At 67.5% G+C, this 17451-nt stretch carries 16 protein-coding genes and 1 tRNA gene; 12 read left to right on the forward strand and 5 right to left on the reverse strand.

Annotated features, from left to right (window positions below):
* The first annotated feature begins 570 nt into the window (after window positions 1–570).
* Window positions 571–2682: a glucose PTS transporter subunit IIA gene (locus tag R8Z57_RS10735; RefSeq protein ID WP_318353759.1), complete on the forward strand. Its 2112-nt coding sequence runs from the start codon at window positions 571–573 to the stop codon at window positions 2680–2682.
* A 99-nt stretch (window positions 2683–2781) separates the two neighbouring features.
* Entirely contained in the window at window positions 2782–3231 is a 450-nt protein-coding gene (locus R8Z57_RS10740) for a pyridoxamine 5'-phosphate oxidase family protein (RefSeq protein ID WP_318353760.1), read from the forward strand.
* A gap of 181 nt (window positions 3232–3412) precedes the next feature.
* Here R8Z57_RS10740 and R8Z57_RS10745 read toward each other — a convergent pair whose 3' ends face one another.
* Window positions 3413–4927, reverse strand: coding sequence for an MFS transporter (locus tag R8Z57_RS10745; RefSeq protein ID WP_318353761.1), 1515 nt, complete (start codon window positions 4925–4927; stop codon window positions 3413–3415).
* Window positions 4928–5178: 251 nt separating this feature from the next.
* Here R8Z57_RS10745 and R8Z57_RS10750 point away from each other — a divergent pair, with 251 nt between their 5' ends.
* The 3 genes from R8Z57_RS10750 to R8Z57_RS10760 are packed head-to-tail and all read left to right on the forward strand — an operon-like array spanning window position 5179 to window position 8470.
* Window positions 5179–6642, forward strand: a complete 1464-nt coding sequence (locus R8Z57_RS10750; RefSeq protein WP_378722638.1) for an APC family permease — start codon at window positions 5179–5181, stop codon at window positions 6640–6642.
* The gene (locus R8Z57_RS10755) at window positions 6639–7118 is read left to right on the forward strand and encodes a hypothetical protein (protein ID WP_318353762.1); all 480 of its coding nucleotides are present in this window, start codon (window positions 6639–6641) and stop codon (window positions 7116–7118) included. Before R8Z57_RS10750 ends, R8Z57_RS10755 begins: the two co-directional genes overlap by 4 nt.
* Window positions 7115–8470, forward strand: a complete 1356-nt coding sequence (locus R8Z57_RS10760; protein ID WP_318353763.1) for a dipeptidase — start codon at window positions 7115–7117, stop codon at window positions 8468–8470. Before R8Z57_RS10755 ends, R8Z57_RS10760 begins: the two co-directional genes overlap by 4 nt.
* Before the next feature lie 12 nt (window positions 8471–8482).
* Here R8Z57_RS10760 and R8Z57_RS10765 read toward each other — a convergent pair whose 3' ends face one another.
* Complete coding sequence (locus R8Z57_RS10765; protein WP_318353764.1) at window positions 8483–9877, reverse strand: threonine/serine ThrE exporter family protein; 1395 nt, start codon at window positions 9875–9877, stop codon at window positions 8483–8485.
* On the opposite strand from R8Z57_RS10765, the gene R8Z57_RS10770 reads away from it, so the two are divergent.
* From R8Z57_RS10770 to R8Z57_RS10780, 3 genes are all read left to right on the forward strand, one after another.
* Window positions 9858–10145, forward strand: a complete 288-nt coding sequence (locus R8Z57_RS10770; RefSeq protein ID WP_318353765.1) for a hypothetical protein — start codon at window positions 9858–9860, stop codon at window positions 10143–10145. The two genes, R8Z57_RS10765 and R8Z57_RS10770, sit on opposite strands and share 20 nt — an antisense overlap.
* Window positions 10146–10368: 223 nt before the next feature.
* Window positions 10369–10929, forward strand: a complete 561-nt coding sequence (locus R8Z57_RS10775; protein ID WP_318353766.1) for a dihydrofolate reductase family protein — start codon at window positions 10369–10371, stop codon at window positions 10927–10929.
* A gap of 312 nt (window positions 10930–11241) precedes the next feature.
* Window positions 11242–13983 carry an AAA family ATPase gene (locus tag R8Z57_RS10780; RefSeq protein WP_318353767.1) on the forward strand — a complete coding sequence of 914 codons (2742 nt, stop codon included), beginning with the start codon at window positions 11242–11244 and terminating at the stop codon, window positions 13981–13983.
* 44 nt (window positions 13984–14027) lie between these two features.
* Here R8Z57_RS10780 and R8Z57_RS10785 read toward each other — a convergent pair whose 3' ends face one another.
* Both R8Z57_RS10785 and R8Z57_RS10790 read right to left on the reverse strand, forming a co-directional pair.
* Window positions 14028–14870 (reverse strand): nucleotidyl transferase AbiEii/AbiGii toxin family protein, encoded by an 843-nt coding sequence (locus R8Z57_RS10785; RefSeq protein ID WP_318353768.1) that lies wholly within the window; start codon window positions 14868–14870, stop codon window positions 14028–14030.
* Window positions 14857–15510, reverse strand: a complete 654-nt coding sequence (locus tag R8Z57_RS10790; RefSeq protein ID WP_318353769.1) for a hypothetical protein — start codon at window positions 15508–15510, stop codon at window positions 14857–14859. The genes R8Z57_RS10785 and R8Z57_RS10790 overlap by 14 nt, the downstream gene beginning before the upstream one ends.
* A 62-nt stretch (window positions 15511–15572) precedes the next feature.
* On the opposite strand from R8Z57_RS10790, the gene R8Z57_RS10795 reads away from it, so the two are divergent.
* Window positions 15573–15905, forward strand: a complete 333-nt coding sequence (locus R8Z57_RS10795; protein ID WP_318353770.1) for a hypothetical protein — start codon at window positions 15573–15575, stop codon at window positions 15903–15905.
* A gap of 51 nt (window positions 15906–15956) precedes the next feature.
* Window positions 15957–16026: transfer RNA gene (locus tag R8Z57_RS10800), tRNA-Thr, on the forward strand.
* A gap of 128 nt (window positions 16027–16154) precedes the next feature.
* On the opposite strand, the gene R8Z57_RS10805 is transcribed toward R8Z57_RS10800, so the two are convergent.
* Window positions 16155–16361: a hypothetical protein gene (locus R8Z57_RS10805; protein WP_318353771.1), complete on the reverse strand. Its 207-nt coding sequence runs from the start codon at window positions 16359–16361 to the stop codon at window positions 16155–16157.
* A 263-nt stretch (window positions 16362–16624) separates the two neighbouring features.
* On the opposite strand from R8Z57_RS10805, the gene R8Z57_RS10810 reads away from it, so the two are divergent.
* Together R8Z57_RS10810 and R8Z57_RS10815 are read left to right on the forward strand one after the other, a co-directional pair.
* Entirely contained in the window at window positions 16625–16750 is a 126-nt protein-coding gene (locus R8Z57_RS10810) for a hypothetical protein (RefSeq protein WP_318353772.1), read from the forward strand.
* A gap of 1 nt (window position 16751) precedes the next feature.
* Window positions 16752–17426 (forward strand): DUF6766 family protein, encoded by a 675-nt coding sequence (locus R8Z57_RS10815; protein WP_318353773.1) that lies wholly within the window; start codon window positions 16752–16754, stop codon window positions 17424–17426.
* The last annotated feature ends 25 nt before the right edge of the window (window positions 17427–17451 follow it).

The raw sequence follows: 17451 nt of genomic DNA on the forward strand, positions 1-17451 counted from the left end.
GTGTGCCGCGACTGCGTCTTCACACGTGGCGTCGTCGGGAGTCGAGCGTCTGCTCGCCTCGCCGACTCGCCCGGCGCGCACCCCCAGGACCAGTCGCATCTCCACCGGGTGTTTTGAGCATCGTGAACCCGTGTGTCTTGAACGTGCCATTGTGCGGGTCACTCGGCCGGGAGTCCCGCAAGTGCGGTAACCCTCTGCGTAGGACTCCAGCCCTGTAAGGAAGCGAGTTCGGAGCAACCGGCTGGTCGCTTCGGATGTATACCTTCGCGCTCCTCGCACCGCCGCTGTTGGCGGTGACGGTGGTCGGCGCGGTATGGGCGCGGTCCTCGGGAAGATCAGGAAGGGTCACGACGGGAAGAAGTTCGGCGACGACGTGACGAGTTCGTCGCGCCTGGCACGTCGGCAGTGGTAGCGGTAGCAAGGGGAGCCAGCGGCTTCTCAGTTTCTTGCAGGAGGCGATGCGCGGTGCACTCGCGCGCCGGCGCAACCGCGGGTACGATCGCCGCAAAAAGTCTGGCGAAGAGCTGCGGCTCGCCCCGCGGGCTGCCGCTGGAGTCGAAGGAGAGAGCCATGGCCACATCGTCTGCAGCCGACATCGTCCAGGCCGTCGGTGGCGCCGGCAACATCGAGAGCCTCACGCACTGCGCGACCCGGCTCAGGTTCCAGCTCCGCGACGCGTCGGGCGTCGACCCGGCCACCGTCGAGGCGATTCCGGGGGTGATGGGCGCGGTCCCGCAGGCGGGTGAGCGATTCCAGGTGGTCATCGGCGGTGGTGTGCAGAACGTCTACAACGACATCATGGCGCTGCCCGAGATGAAGGACGGCGGCGGCGCCGCGGCAGCCGACGACGACATCGATGCCATCAAGGCGCGTGAGCGGGCGAAGGGCGTGCGCGGCAAGGTGGCGTGGATCGACTCGCTGTTCGAGTTCCTGTCGGACTCGTTCCGGCCGATCCTCGGAGCGCTGTTGGGCGCCTCGTTCTTCATCACCTTCATGGCGCTCATGGCGACCCTCGACGTGATCCCGGACTGGAACGCGCCCGGGGTCACGCTCGATCCGTCGTGGGCCTTCATCAACCTGATGTGGCAGAGTGTCTTCGTCTTCCTGCCGCTCATGGTCGCCTACAACGCAACCAAGAAGGTCGGCGCAGACCCGTGGGTGGGCTTCGCGATCATGGCAGTGCTCATGCTCCCGGGGTTCACGTCACTCGCGCAGGGCGTCGAGCCGACGGCTCTGTTCGGCATCGAGGCCGCGCAGGTGGCGATCGTGCCGATCTTCGGCATCCCGATGCCGATCGCGAACTACAGCTCGCAGGTGTTCCCGCCGCTGCTCATGGCGGCGGCGCTGGGCCCGCTGTACAAGCTGCTGCGGAAGATCATCGCGGCGAACCTGCAGCTCATCTTCGTGCCGTTCTTCGCGATGCTCATCATGATGCCGCTGACCGCGTTCGTGATCGGGCCGATCGGCGTCTACGTCGGGGCGGTGCTGGCTCAGGCTCTCGCGGCGATCAACAGTTTCTCGCCGTTCATCTTCGCGATCGTCATTCCGCTGGCCTACCCGTTCATGGTGCCGCTCGGCCTGCACTGGCCGATCAACGCGATCATGCTCCTGAACATCCAGACGCTCGGGTACGACTTCATCCAGGGTCCGATGGGCGCGTGGAACTTCGCCTGCTTCGGCGCCACCGCGGGCGTGCTCGTGCTGTCGATGCGTCACCGCGACACGCAGATGCGGCAGACGGCGACCGGTGCGCTCGCGGCGGGCCTGCTCGGCGGAATCTCCGAGCCGTCTCTGTACGGCATCCATCTGCGATTCAAGCGAATCTACCCGCGCATGCTCGTCGGCTGCTTCGTCGGAGGGCTCACGATCGGCATCGGCAGTCTCCTGATGGGACTGGAGAACGGCGTCACCACCCAGGCGTTCGTCTTCACGTCGCTGCTGACGATCCCGGCGTTCCAGCCGACGGGGCTGTACGCGATCGCGATCGGGCTGGCGTTCTTCACCTCGATGTTCCTGGTCATCTGGTCGAACTTCCGCACGCCCGAGCAGCAGGCCGAGTTCGAGGCGGCGCGTGACGCCGCCGAGGCCGCAGCAGCTGCCGAGCACGTCGCGCCCGCCGCGGTCGAGGCCGCGGAGCCCCGCACGATCGACGCATCGGATGCCGCACCCGCCGTAGCCGCGGTCCCCGTGGCGACGGCCCTGCTGGAGCGGGCGTCGATCGAGGTACTGTCGCCTCTGGCGGGCACGGTCGTGCCGCTGTCGGAGGTTCCCGACCCGGTCTTCGCCGGCGGAGTCATGGGGCCCGGTGCCGCCATCGAACCGACGGGCGACACCGTCTTCTCGCCCGGTGCGGGCGTGATCGCCGCCGCACAGCCGACCGGCCACGCCTTCGGGATCGTCCTGGACGGCGGGGTGGAGCTCCTGATCCATGTCGGCATCGACACCGTCAACCTCAAGGGCGAGGGCTTCGATGTCAAGGTGAAGAACGGCGATCGCGTCGAGCTCGGCACACCGCTCGTCACCTTCGACAGGGCCGTCATAGAGAAAGCCGGCTACCCGCTCATCACGCCGGTCATCGTGCTGAATGCCGACGACTTCGGCGAGGTGACCCCCGTGCTCGAGGGCCAGGTGGCGGTGGGCGCCTCGCTTATCACCGTGCACCCAAGGGCTGAAATGAAATGACGTTGGAAGGACGGTGTCCGCGGGAGCCCCGGTCGCCACGCGGAGGACTATGGTGTGCAGGGGAGCCGCGCCGGGCCGAGTGTCGATGGAGATGGCGTCATGCGTGACACGAACAATGCGGTCGTGACTTTAAGCGAGGAGCAGTGCTGGAATCTGCTGGCTCGAGGTGAGCTCGGGAGGCTCGCCCTGGATGCGGACGGCGAGCCCGACATCTTCCCCGTGAATTACGTGGTCGATGGGCCCCGCGTGCTCTTTCGCACGGCACCCGGCTCGAAGCTCGCGGAGCTCTCCGCGAACCCTCTCGTGGCGTTCGAAGTCGACGAGTACGACGACACGTTCGCAGCGAGTGTGATTGTGAAGGGCGTCGCTGAGCGTCTCCAGCTGCAGCGCGAGATCGACGCGGCGGACGCGCTGCCGCTCGCCCCGTGGATTCCGACTCTCAAGTATCGTTGGGTGCGCATCACGCCGAGGCAGATAAGCGGTCGATGGTTCCAGCGAACTCCAGAGCCCGAGCGCTACCGGGCCTCGTCGCCTGACTCCGACACATAGAGTCCCAGTGGTCTGCGAGGAGTGGAACTCCGCGGATACAGGGCGTCAGCGCGTTCACCCGCCGCCACCTTGCCACCCGTAACTCCTCCGCTCCACCCTGGCGGCCGGGGTATGCCTCTCCGGATCGCATCGCCGGTGCGGGATTCGGTGCCCCCGCGCGGGCGTCTCAGCCGTCGCGGCGTCAGCCGATCTGTCCTGAGCCGGAGGCAGTGGTGGGCAGGGTGTGAGTAAGCGCTGCGGCGGAGGCCGCGGCATCCTGCAGAGTCCCACGTGCCATCCGATGCCGCTTCATGAGCACGGCCATGACCACGCCGGCGAAGCTGAGTGCCGCCATGACCCAGGAAGCGGTTGCCAGGCCGGACGCCAGTGCATCGGGCATCGACCCACCCGCGGCGCCGTCCGACTCGATCACGGAGGCGTTGATCGTTGCTACGAGCGCCGTGGCGACGGCTGCGCCGATGTACCGGGCCATGTTGGAGACGCCGGATGCCGAGCCGACCTGGTCCTGCGGCACGCACGCTGTCGCCGCCGAAGAAGCCGGCCCGTTCGATAGACCCATTCCGACGGCGATCGCGATCAATGGCAGAACGAAGGCTCCGTAGTCCCACGAGGCTTGGACGAAACCCACCACGCCGAACCCGATCGCCGTGACGAGGAATCCTATTCCGACGACCTGCCGCCCGCCGATCCGTGCGGCGAGCTTCGGTACCAGCGGCGCGATGAGAACCAGGCCCACCGTCGCGGGCAGCATGGCCAGTCCTGCCTGGAAGGGTGTGAGCCCGAGCGCATCGGGGTTCTGGAAGTAGAGACTGAGGAGGTACATCAGCCCGTTGATCGTTCCGGATCCGATCAGGATGGCAACGGTCGATGCGACCAGGACCACGTTCCGGAGCAGCGCCAGATCCAGGAGCGGGACCGCGACCCGGCGCTCGACCACGACGAATGCAACCGCGCTCATCACCGCCACGACGACGCATGCGAACGTTTCCCATGACACCCATCCCCACGTGCCGCCGAGGCTCGTGGCGAGCACGACTGGACTCAGTGTCAGCGCCACGAGCAGGGCGCCCAGGTAGTCGATCGATCGTGGGCGGTTCTCGTCGCGTGACTCGCTGACGCCCCGTGCGGTGATGAGGACGCACGCGAGAGCGAGGATCGCGTCGATCCAGAACAGGCCTTGCCATCCGGTGATGTCCACGAGCACGCCGCCCAGGAGCGGCCCGACGGCCGCACCGACGGCGGCCGCGGCGCCCCACAGCGACACCGCGCGCAGCTGAGCTTGTCCCCGGTTCGCAACGGTCAGGAGACTGAGCCCACACGCCAGGATCGTCGCGCCCGCCGCCCCTTGGATGATCCGCCCGGCAACCACCGCGATCCCCGAGGTGGACAGCGCGATGAACACACAGGATGCGATGAAGAGAAGCAGACCGAGTTGGAAGACCCGCTTACGCCCGAACACATCCCCCATCGCCCCGGCGGTGACGATGACGGCGGCACCCATCAACGAGTATCCGGTGACGGCCCACTGCAACGTGTCGACCGAGGTCCCAGTGTCCTCACTGATCGCGGGAAGAAGGATGCTGACAGCGGAGGTATTCGCGTTGACAACGAGAGTCGACAGGCACGTCGCAATCAGCACCGCGGTGGATCTCCGGGCGGTTGCAGGCTCGGCCGCCGTCGGATCAGGGGCCATCATTGCCTTGCAAGTGCATCGATGTTCCTTCGCTGGATCCGCAGGGACGTGGCTTTCGCTAGCCGTGGTTGCCGGTCACCATCGCGCGACATTCTTGCGCGCATATCGACACAAATCCACCCTTGTGGGCCTACCCCACGGGCACGGACAGCGCTATCTTCAGCATTGATCCGGTTTCTGTGTTTGGTACAGCCCACCAACGGCGGAAGGGGACGTGCGATGGTGCATTCGGTCAACTATGAGGGTGGCCCGCGATGAGCGCCGCGGAGTCCTCGAACCGAGGACGCGATGCCGTGCGGGCTCGTGCAGCCGCAGTGCCCCCGCCGGTCTGGATCTCGTGGATAGCGCTGGCGCTGATGACGACCAGTTCGGTTGCGAGCCTTCGCCCCGCGCCGACGATGGCGGTGTACGGACTGGCCGCGGTGTTCCTCTATCTGGTTCCGGCGATCGTGTTCTTGCTGCCCACGTCGCTCGTGGCGGCTGAGCTCGCGTCGGGCTGGAAGGGCGGCGTCTACAAGTGGGTGTCGGAGGGCATCTCCAAGCCCATGGGATTTCTGGCGATCTGGTGCCAGTTCGCGATGACTATCTTCTATTACCCGACTCTTCTCGGCTTTGTGGCGTCGACGCTCGCGTACGTCATCAATCCGGAGCTGGCGTCGAATGGAGTCTGGACGGCGCTCGTGATCATGGTCTGCTACTGGGCGGGGGTGTTCGTCTCGTCACGGGGCACGAAAGGTGTTGCGGGGCTCGCGAGCTGGGGGCTGATCATCGGCACGCTCATCCCGGGCGCCGTACTCGTTCTCCTGGGGGCGGTCTTCCTCGGGCAGGGCAATCCGTCAGCGGCGCCGATGACCGTGGACAACCTGCTTCCGCAATGGGCGGGCCTTGCCAGCCTGGTCCTCATCGTGAACAACTTCCTCTCTTACAGCGGCATGGAGATGAACGCAGTCCACGTTTCGTCGCTGAAGGATCCGGCGAGGGCGTACCCGAAGGCGATCTTCCTCGCCATGGGCTTGGTGCTGCTGATCTTCATCCTTCCTGCGCTTGCGATCAGCTGGGTCGTCCCGGCCGAGCAGATCTCGCTCACCGCGGGGATCATGCAGGCGTTCGAGGCTGTGTTCGCCACGTTCGACATCTCGTGGCTGACGCCGATCGTCGGGATCATGCTCGTGGCGGCCTCGTTGGGCGGCATGCTCACGTGGCTCGCGGGTCCGTCGAAGGGTCTGCTGCTGATCTCCCGCGAGGAGGGCTACCTGCCGCCGTTCCTGCAGAAGCTCAACAAGAATGGCGTGCAGCAGAACCTGCTCGTGACGCAGGGTGTGATCACGTCGATCATCGCTCTGGGTTACGCGCTGATCCCGAACGTGTCCAGCGCATATTGGATCTTCTCGGTCATCACGACGCAGGTGTACCTGATCATGTACCTGCTCATGTTCGTCGCCGCGGTCCGACTGCGCCGGCGGCAGCCCGACCACCCGCGCGGATATCGGGCGCCGATGTTGGTCGCCCTCTGCGGTGTCGGCTTCGCCGCCTCGCTTGCCGCGCTCCTGGTCGGGTTCATCCCGCCCTCCCAGTTCGGAGACCAGAGCCCGTGGATCTACCTGGTCATCGTCGGAGGTGGCGCGCTGGGGCTCGGCCTGTTGGTGCCGTTCCTCTTCTACCGATTCCGCAAGCCCTCGTGGAAGCAGCCCGCTCAGGCAGCGGCAGGTGAATCATGAGCACCGACCGTGAAACCCAGCCGCCACGCGAACGATCGATCATCGCCATCGTGGCCATCACGGTGCTGGTCGCCCTGGCCGTCATCGCGACGGTCCTCTTCATCGGGGCACGGCAGGAGGCTCGTGACGTGGACAAAGCACAGGAGCTGCTGGACTCGTTCGCTGACGCCGGCATCTCGGTCAGCTTCACCGCCGAGCAGGTCGCCCAGGTGCTAGGAGACGACGGCGGCGCGACGTGCGCCGACCCCAACTCTGCGTTGGCACGGTCGACTCTGCTCGCGGGCCTCTCCAACGGCGCCGCGGGCCCAGGTTTGCGGCCGACGCTCGTCGAGTCGCGGCTGCTGCAGGGCCAGCTGCTGATCATCCAGACCTACTGCCCGGAGGAAGCCGAGGACTTCCAGCAGTTCGTCGACAGCCTCAATACCGTCGACACCGGCAACGACACCGACGACAGCGACGACGGCGACGGATCGTGAGCGACGAGATCCGGGCGCGGATCCGCGCCATGATGCCCGCTGCCCGCGACGAGCTCGCCGAACTCGTCGCGATCCGTTCCGTCGCCGACCCCCGTCAGTTTCCGCCCGAGGAGTGCGCCAAGGCAGCGGAATGGGTGCGTGGGCGATTCGCCGAGCTCGGCTTCGCCGACGCACGACTGCAGCGCACGCCCGATGGCAGCGACGCCGTCGTCGGCAGCCGCCCAGCGACTAACGCCGACGCCGACACGCCCACGGTGCTGCTGTACGCCCACTACGACGTCCAGCCCCCGCTGGATGAATCAGCGTGGCGGAGCCCGCCGTTCGTGCTCACCGACGTCGAGGGGCGGTGGGCAGGCCGCGGAGCGGCGGACTGCAAAGGCAACATCCTGATGCACCTGCTCGCCTTGCGGGCATTGCAAGATCAGATTCCCGTCCATCTGAAGCTCGTCGTCGAGGGCAGCGAAGAGCAGGGCACCGGGGGCTTGGAGCGTTTCGTCGAGGAGAACCCCGATGTGCTGGCCGCCGACGTGATCCTCGTCTGCGACACCGGCAACGCCGCTGTCGGGCGCCCGGCCGCTACCGTGTCACTCCGCGGCTTCGCGAACGTCGTCATCCGGGTCGAAGCGCTCGCCTCAGAGATCCACTCCGGCATGTTCGGCGGTCCCGCACCAGACGGTCTAGCCGCTCTCGTGGCAGCGCTGGCCTCGCTGCGCGACGACGCCGGGAGCACAACGATCGACGACCTGAACCATGACGCAACGTGGGGCGGGGAACCCTACGACCCCGGGCAGTTCCGCGCCGACGCCGGCGTCCTCGACGGCGTCCACCTGCTGGGAAACGGAACGGTGGCAGACGAGCTCTGGTCCCGACCGGCGCTCACGGTTCTGGGCATCGACTGCCCGCCGGTGGTCGGGTCGTCGGCGTCCATCGTCCCGCGGGCAGCCGCCCGACTGAACCTGCGCGTCCCGCCGGGAGTGATCGCCCAGGACGCGCACGACGCACTCGTCTCTCACATACGCGACCACGTTCCGTGGGGAGTTCGGGTGAGTGTCGAGACCGAAGCTGTGGGCGAGCCCTTCCTCGCGACCACCGATGGCCTCGCATACCGTGCATTCGCAGACGCGATGCGGTCGGCGTACGGCGTCGAGATGACGATGCTGGGCCAAGGAGGATCTATCCCCCTCTGCAACGTGTTCGCCGACACATACCCGAACGCCGAGATCATCCTCATGGGCGTCGAAGAACCACTCGCGCTCATCCACGCGCCCAACGAAAGCGTCGACCCGAGCGAGATCGAGAACCTCGCCGTAGCCGAGGCGATCTTCCTCCACTCTTTCGCGAAGGGTGCCTGACGAGAGCCGAGATCAGCGGGACCCTCCCTCGGCGGTCTCCTCCATCCAATCCGCGGTCGGCGCGGCGCGGAATCCCCGCGCCGAGCCCGACACGACCAGCCCCAGCAGTACGCCCAGCGCGATCGACACCATGGTGGCGATCGTGGTGATGATCGTGTCCGACCCGGAGGACGCGCCATCCAGCACGCTGGCGACTCCGATCAGCCCAAGCGCTCCCGGCACGAGCAGCCAGAACGCCGGCAGGAAACTCACGAGCGCCGGCGGTCCGGTGCGCTGACGAGCTACGACGACAGCGACAGGGGTCATTGCGGCGGCGCCCACCATCGCCGACAGGACGCCGTCAAAGAACACGTCGCCCAGCACCTGAGCGCCGTATGCGACGTACAGGACGAGCAGGATCCAGCCGATGGAGGACGGACGCGCGCACTGATGGATGCTGATACCCACCCCGAAGACGGCGACAGCCACCCACGGGGCGATGGGGCCCAGCGGCCACTGTGTTGCGGTGATCGCGGGAACCCCGATCAGCGCTGCGGCGGCGACGATCCCGGTCGCCAGAAGGAGCAGCCGGATCGCCCCGGCGGCCAGGCGGGCAGCACCGGACACGATGTGCCCGGTCGCCAGTTCGATCACCCCGATCGTCAGCAGGCCGCCGGGCAGCAGCATGATCAGCGGTGCAACGATCGCCGGGAGCACGGCGGGATCGATCAGGTGCGCGACGGTGAGCATGATCACCCCGACACCGAAGGACGCGGCCACAACGACCAGCGCCTGGTAGGCCGCCTCGAGGCGCTCCGTGCCCAGCAGCAGCGCCCCCACCCCGATGCCCAGCACCCCCGCCGCGATCACGCCGGGCCACGACGAGCCGAGCAGCACGCTGAGCGCGGCCGACAGCAGACCATACGCCGCCACCCGTTGTGGCCCCGTGAACGGTGCAGGCAGATCCTTCGCGCGCGTGAGCTGCCGGCGAACCCAGTCCGCACTTCCGGGCCGGGTGCGGGCCACGCCCGCGATGCGATCGACGGCATAGACCTGGTAGAGCATCGCCGCCCTGTTCCCGGCCGTCACGGCCCGCGTCTGAGCAGAGCCCGCGTCGCCCGATGACACGAGGATGGATGTGGGGAACACGACGGCTTCGGCAGAGGTCAGCCCGTTCACCTTCGCCATGTCGTCCAGCGCACCGCGGACCAACCCCACCGGGTAGCCGCTGTCGATCATCGCGGTGCCCAGGGCGGCCATGGCATCCAGCACCGCCGGTGCCATGTCGTCGCCGATGGCCGCGGCACCGGGGGCGGAGGCAGCCTGCGGGGGCTCGCGTCGAATCAGCAGCCAGAGCAGAATGCCGGCGGCGATGAGCACGCCGACCGCGAGCGCGAGCGTCGGCAGCGTGATCGTCGAGTTCGCCACCGCCGGCGGGATGGCCGGAACCGGTGTCACCGTCGGCGTCGGGGTAGGTGTTGGGGTGGGCTCTGGTGACGCCGTACGAGTGGAAGTGGGCGTCGCCTCAGGAGAGGCGGTCGGCTCGGGCGTGGCGGTCGGGGTGTTAGTCACCGTCGGTGTCGGTGTTGAAGTCGGCGTCGGCGTCGGGTCGACAGCTGGGGTTGGGGACGGCGAGTCCGTCGGCGAGCCGGGGGCCGGAACGGCGAGGTGCGCCGCCGGACTCGCGGTCGTCTGAGCCGCCGACGCGAGGTGGCCGACACCGATCATCGCCAAGAGCATGGTGGTTGCGGCGGCGCGCAGGAGCACGCCGCGCCACCCGCGCCTTGATCCCGCTTGCAACCCCGCCATCAACCACTCATGTTGCACCGTCGAACGGAGAGCCGATAGGGCGGCGCTGATCAGTGGCGTTGGACGCGGATGTGCCGCACCTCCGCGGTGCGGCGAGTAGCGTGCGAGTCGTGGGCTCGCTGATCTACTTCAACACCTCTTCGCTCGACGGGTACATCGCCGGACCCTTCGGCCGCTGGGAATGGGCGACGCCCGATCCGGAAGTGCACGCCTTCGTCGACGAACTGCTGGCACCTGTCACCACGCACCTCTACAGCCTCAAGGTCTACGAGGCGCTGAAGGTGTGGGACGACGTCCCGCTCGAAGACCTCCCCACGCCTGATCGGGAGTTTGCGGTGCGATGGCGTGAGGTCGACAAGATCGTCTACACACGGAAGCTGACATCCGTCTCCACCTCCCGCACGGAACGACGCGACACGTTCGACGGCGACGAAGCGCAGCGTCTGAAGGACGCCACCGCCGCGCCACTCGCCATCGGGGGCGGGCAGCTCGCCTCCATCGCCGCCCGGGCCGGGATGCTCGACGAAGTCCACGTCGTCGTCGCGCCCGCGGTCGTCGGCGGCGGCATCCGGCTCTTCGACAATACGCTCCGGCTCGACCTCGAGCTCTTCGACGAGCACCGCTTCAGTTCAGGCTTCGTCCACCTCGGCTACCGCGTCCGGCACGCCTAGACACGGTCCCTGTGTGCCCTGCGCCTCAATTCCCGAGCGGTCACCGGGCCGATTACGGTCCTTCAGCGAGTAGTGGCTAGACGGGCAAGCTCCGCACACCCGGGGCGCAATGGCTGCGTCCTACCGAACGCGGGCAAACACCCAATGGGAATCGAGCATCCACAAAACCTCGGCCGCGCAATCCCGCCGCCCATCGCAACTACTGCGAGATCAGAGGACCGGGCCAGAATCCCCACCACAAACCGCAATGCACGCAGGCACCAATGTGTAAATCAGTAGCGATTAGGCAAAAAGCGGCGTACCGTTGGCGCCATGCGAGGAGGACTCGAGCGGTGGAAGCGGGGCGTCGAATCGCGCGGGGTTCGACAAGCGATCGCCTACGCGCTCGAAGGAGTCTGCGACGCCCACGTCGTCCACTCCCCCGGCATTGACGAGCTCGAGGAGTACAGCGGCACCGCTGACGCTTCGGTCACGCGCTTCGTCGTCGAGCATGGGGCGATCCGCTCAGACGAGCTGTCGAGCGGAGCGCTGCGGGTCTGGCTGAGTGGACATGATCCGGTCACCGGCGAAGAGCGCGGCAAGACGTTGTTGCGCTCCGACTCGGACCTGCTGCTGGACGGGACGCTGAACCACCCGAAGTCGTACAGCATCGCCGCGATGCTGCATCCGGAGGTGGCAGCCGAGTTCGAGGCGTTGCAGGGCCGTATCCGGGACCGGGTCATCACTCTATGGCAGCGCGAGTTGAACGCTCGGCGCGGCCATGGCGGCAGCATCCGTGAGTCGATCGCTCAACTCGAGGTGGTCGAGCTGCAGCACCGCCGCTCGCGCGCACTCGATCCACACATCCACCGACACCTCTGGCTGAACATCAAAGTCCGGGGCGAGGACGGAAAGTGGTCGAACGTCGACTCACGCGTCGCGATGAAATTCCACACGGTCGTCAACGCGGAAGGCGAGCTGGCGGCGCGCACCGACCCACAGTGGATCGCTGCGCTCGCCCGGCACGGATACACGATCGGCGAGGACGGCGAGATTGCCGAACTCTCCCGCGCCGTCGCCCCGTTCTCCCGCCGGTCGGCGCAGATCGAAGCCAACCGCGTTCAGCTGATCGCAGAGTGGACGCGCGCACACGGTGGCGTACGGCCGAGCGTCGAGGTGCTGCAGCAGATCGATCGACGAGCGTGGGCGATGTCACGCCCCAACAAGCCGGCGCTGGTGGATGAACTGGCGTGGGAGGCGGCGGTTCGCGACGAGCTCGCCGCCATCGACCCCGTCCTCACCGAGGAGCGTGCGCAATGCCAGCCACCGCACGTGCCCGCCGAGGATCTCGATCTCGACCTGCTTGCACATGCTGCGGTGGTGGAGGCCGATGACCGGTCGCGCGCGTCAAGCGGTCGATTCAGCCAATTCGATCTGCGCGCCGGCGCGATCCGCGCACTCGCCGGCACCGGAGTCATCGCGGAGCGTGAGGCGCTCGAAAGCATCGTCGAGACCATCGCCGCGCGCGCACGCTCGCTCTACGTCAGGCTGTCGTCCGAGCCCGACATACCGGGCCACGTCAAGGCGTTCATGGCGACCGACACCATGCGACTGAAGATGCGCGTCGGCCGCCGTCTCGAGGCCATGGCTGTGCCCGGCCGGTCACTCCTCCCCGATGAGCTGCGGCGCGGGGCGTCATCCGTTGACGACCTGAAGAGACTAGACGGGGCGCAGTCAGCGGCGGCGTGCGCGATCGCCGGGACGCATGGACTGGTCGCCGTGACCGGACCGGCCGGTGCCGGCAAGACCGCGATGTTGCGCGCGGCACACGCTGCGCTCATGGGGCAGCGACGCCGCATGCTGGTGGTCGCTCCTACCCGCAAGGCGGCCTCCGTAGCTGGGCGGGAGACGGGCGCGGACGCGTCCAGTCTCCACGCGCTGCTGCACGACCACGGCTATCGGTGGTCGCGCGATGAGACCGGCGCTCAGGTCTGGCAACGACTCGCGCCCGGCGACGTCGACCCCGTGACCGGGCAGACCTACCGTGGCCCGCAACGCTTCCCTCTCGACGCACGCGACCGCATCGTGGTAGACGAAGCCGGGATGGTGGACCTACAGGCCGCGGATGCTCTCACCGAGGTCGCGCTGGAGACCGGCGCCGGGATGGCCATGGTCGGCGACACGCATCAGGCCCTCCCCGTCGGGCACGCGGGAGCCATGGCGTCCGCGATCCGCCATGCTTCGGCAGCCATCGAGATGGACACGGTGCACCGCTTTCACGACGCCGAGTACGCGGCACTGACACTGCAACTGCGCGACCCGCGCGACCACGATCACGCGCGCCAGATCGCAGCCGATCTCTCGGCCCGCGGTCATGTTCGGCGCGTGGACAGCACCGAGGACGCGCGAGCCGCAATGGTGAGTGCCTACTTCGACGCGACCGGGCACGGCCGTCGGGTTGCACTGGTGTGCGGCTCCAACAGCGAAGCCGATGCGATCAACGCGCAGATCCAGCAGCATCGCGTCGACGCCGGCGAGCTGGACTCCACTCGCCTCGCTTGGGGCCGAGACGAACAACGGCTTCTCGTCGGCGATGCGGTGCAGACGCGACGCAACGATCCGCGGACCGGCGTCGAGAACCGCGCGCACTGGATCATCGCGCGGATCGATCCCGACACCATCGACTTGGTCTCCCCCACCGACAGCGGCGAACGCCGCCGCATCACCCGCGACTACGCGCTCGACCACGTCATGCTCGCCTACGCCTCCACCGTGCACGGAATCCAAGGCGAGACCACCGACGCCGCCATCGTCGGTCCCGACGTCGACGCGGCCGGTCTGTACGTCGGGCTGACGCGAGGACGCCACCACAACGAGGCGATCGCAATCGGTCGGTCGGATGCGGCGGTACGCGAGCACCTCGCCGACACCATGCTCCGCGGGACCACAGAGGTCACCATCAACGACTCTGCGCGAGCCGTGGCGGCCGAACTGCGGCGGGCTGCACGCAGCCAAGCGGCGCAGCCAGGCGCCCCATTCGCATACGGTTCCGATACTCGCGGGATCTCGCTATAGATCGCGATCCCAAGGATCTCGGTGGTCCCGGCGGCTGACCGAGTTCAGAGCGCGGCGAGAGCCTCACGGACGACACGAGCGGCCTCTTTCGGGCCCACCTCAGTCATGCACTGGTGGCCGAGCGCTTCCTCCCATTCCCCCTCAGATGGGACGTGAGCGAAGGGCACTTTCGAAACGCTCGTGAGGGGACCGAACTTTCCGAACACCATCGCCGCCTCAGCGTCGATCTTCCCTGCCTCGGCCAGCGCCCACAGGTCGTACAAGTCGCGGGGTGCCTCCCTATCCGTCCATGCCGAGAGCTTTGAAGCGACGAAGGCGGCAGGTGTGAGCACACGCAGCCGCGCAGGCGGGGCGTCGCTGTATCGCTGCTCGATGTCGACGATCTCGGTCGGCCAGAGCGGGTATCCCTCGGAGGAGAGCAGCTGGATCTGGATGCGGGTATCGCCAACCTGCATCACCGAAGGGTCCGGGTGGTTCGTCTCCCGGATGTGTGGCGTGAAGGTGACGGTCCCGAGCGTGCGGTTGAACTGGCGCGTGATCGCTCCCTCGATGCGGTCGCCGATCTCACCTCGATGGCCATAGGCGATGAGATCGATGTCCTCAGACAGCCGCACCTCCGTGAGATGCGTGCGAGACAGCGCGGTGCCGCCGAAGAACACGACCTCGTCGGTACCGATGCTGGCGATCGCAGCGAGAGCATGGGAGATGGCGTGGTCTCGGATCACCTGCTCCTCGTCCACCCCGAACTGCATCTCGACTGCGATCCGTTCGTCGTCGTCGAGCACGCCGGGAACGGGGGCGCGCAACGAGGCCTCCAGCTCGATGTTCATCTTCTCGTCGAACCTGCCAGCACCATCTCGCCGATGCTTGCTCTCACCCCGGGCCATCTCGCTCCTTCAGCTCATTCAGCATGAGCCGCGCTGCGGTCGTGGTCTTGCGCGCCGCGACCACAATCTTCTCGAACTCCGGTGCGCTCACACGCGCAGCCAGGTTCGGCACGGCCGCGCCTGCTTCCATCGGCACGTCCTTCGTTTGCGGTCTGCTCAGGAGATCGAACAGAGTCTGGGATGGGGTCGTGACGAAGCCTTCGCCGAGCGCTGTGCGCTCCACGACCAGGTCCAGTTGATCGAGGTCTCGAGGCACGAATCTGATGCGTCCACCCGTGTCGAGCGCCGTCGGGGCGTAGCCGGCTCTCGGCACCGCCACGGTGGCGACTCCGATGGCGCGCGGGATCGCAGCCCAGTGGCGAGCCGCGCTCACACCCATGAGGGCAGCTTGTCGCTGACCGAACCTGGCTGTCGCGACGGCGAGGGCCGCCGCTTCCAGCGGCGGCCGCCAAGTGCGGCCGTCGCGTCCATCCGGAGGCGCGGCATAGATCCCGTGCACGAGCCTGGTGAGAGCTCCCTCGTCGACGAGTCGGTCGACGACACGCCACAGGTTGGCTTCGTCCGTGCGGATGTCCTTCAACCGCGCGGTTCGCATCGGGGCGCGCGCGACCTGGCGCACGATCTCTGTGTCGGTGGCCACCCGCCTCACCCTTTCGCTTATCGCAAATATACTCTAGCAGTAGATTTCCGATCAGTAACAGCATGCACAGCGCGATTTTCTCAAGGAGGAGCTCTACGCCGGCCGATTCGGGCAACGCGCCGCCACAGCAATCCTCCACGCGGCAAGTTGCGCCCTTCCACCACGGCGCCTGCGACTGTGGCGATCCCAATCACCATGCTGAAGGCGACGCCAGCGCCGCCGACCAAAACGGCGAGGAAGACGTCGCACCGCTTTGCCCAGTAAGCCGTGAACGGACGGTGGCCGATCGGGACGTTGGTCGCGCCGGCGATCGCGGCGAAATCGAGCCGATCGCGAGACCGCACCGTGACAACATTTTGACAACATCTGGCGAAGAACGGGGCGGATTCGGCTGATCGAACCAGGTCCGACTTGCCCGGGATTCCGCGGTTCTTAGTGCCTGGGATGCCGCTCGCGCGGCCCGAATGAGGTTTCCGGTACCAAAGGTCGCAGGTTCGATTCCTGTCGGGGGCACCACCACAACAGACGCGAATGGCCGGCCCGAGGGCCGGCCATTCGCCGTCCCGGCCCTCACGCCGGGCGATCGCGCGACGATGGGCTCGTGGCCGGTTCGCGCGGGTGCCGCGCCGGGTGGGAGCGGGTGCTTACTCGGCGGGGAGCGCGGCGAGGGTCAGCGCGACGCCGCGGGTGATCAGAAGCCGGTGAGGTGCGCGCGGGTTGCCGTCCACGGCCTCCAGCCAGCCGGCCTCACCCGACGCGAGGATGTCGCGGACCTGCTGCTGCACGTCGTCGAGCGTGCGTCCGACGACCGTGTACGACTGACCGCCGTAGTACACCTGGACCGAACCCACCGTGGTTCCTCTCGTCGCTGTGACTCTAGACCCCCGCGGGCGGGCCACGGGCCGTCAGCCGAGGGAGGAGCGCAGTACGTGCGCATCGGGGATCGGGGCGTGCGTGATGTGGACATGCGCGGACCGTGGCAGACGGACCCGCGCCCCGACGGGACCGGTTCGACGCCCGCCTCGCCTTGTCAACCCCTTTCCCCTCCGCGACCGGCGTCGCGCACCATCGGCTCCAGGCGGCTCTCTCGCACAGCCGCCAGAAGGAGATCATCGTGGTGGACTTCACCCCCGAGGAGGAAGGGCCTCGCCGCGGCGAGGCCGTGGTGTTCTGGTCGTGGATCATCGTGCTCGCCGTCGGTCTGGCGTACATGATCGCGATCCCGCTGATGGGACGCTGACATGCGCCCGCTCCGTGACAACGCGCTCAGCCTCGCCTTCGGCGTCATCTTCGTGCTCGCCCTCGCCGGACAGTCGATCGCCGGGTGGTTCGAGAACAACGAGCGGCTGACCGAGCACGGCCAGCCGGAGATCGCGTTCCTGGCCTTCGTGACCTCGTCGGACTTCGTGGTCGACGTGGCCGAGAACTGGCAGTCCGAGTTCCTGCAGTTCTTCCTGTTCATCGCGGCGACGATCTGGCTGATCCAGCGCGGGTCACCGGAGTCGAAGAAGCCCGGCGACGAGGGACCGGGCACCGACGAGGAGCAGCTCGTGGGCGCGCACGCACAGCCCGACTCCCCCGCGTGGGCCAAGGCGCGCGGCATCCGTCAGACGATCTTCTCCAACTCGCTGCTGATCGTGATGGGGACCGTCTTCCTGCTGTCGTGGCTGGCCCAGTCGCTCGCCGGCACGGTCGTCATGAACACCGAGAACGCCGAGCACGGCCAGCCGCCGATCACATGGGTGGAGTACCTCGCCACCCCCGACTTCTGGAACCGCACGCTGCAGAACTGGCAGTCCGAGTTCCTGGCCGTCGGCTGCATGATCGCACTGTCGATCTTCCTGCGACAGCGCGGCTCGAGCGAGTCCAAGCCGGTCGGGGCGCCGCACCACGAGTCGGCGGTGTCGGGCGAATGACGGATGCCGGGGGCCGCGGCATCCG

Origin of the sequence: Microbacterium sp. M3 (assembly GCF_033548675.1) — a bacterium.
Classification (GTDB): domain Bacteria; phylum Actinomycetota; class Actinomycetes; order Actinomycetales; family Microbacteriaceae; genus Microbacterium; species Microbacterium arthrosphaerae.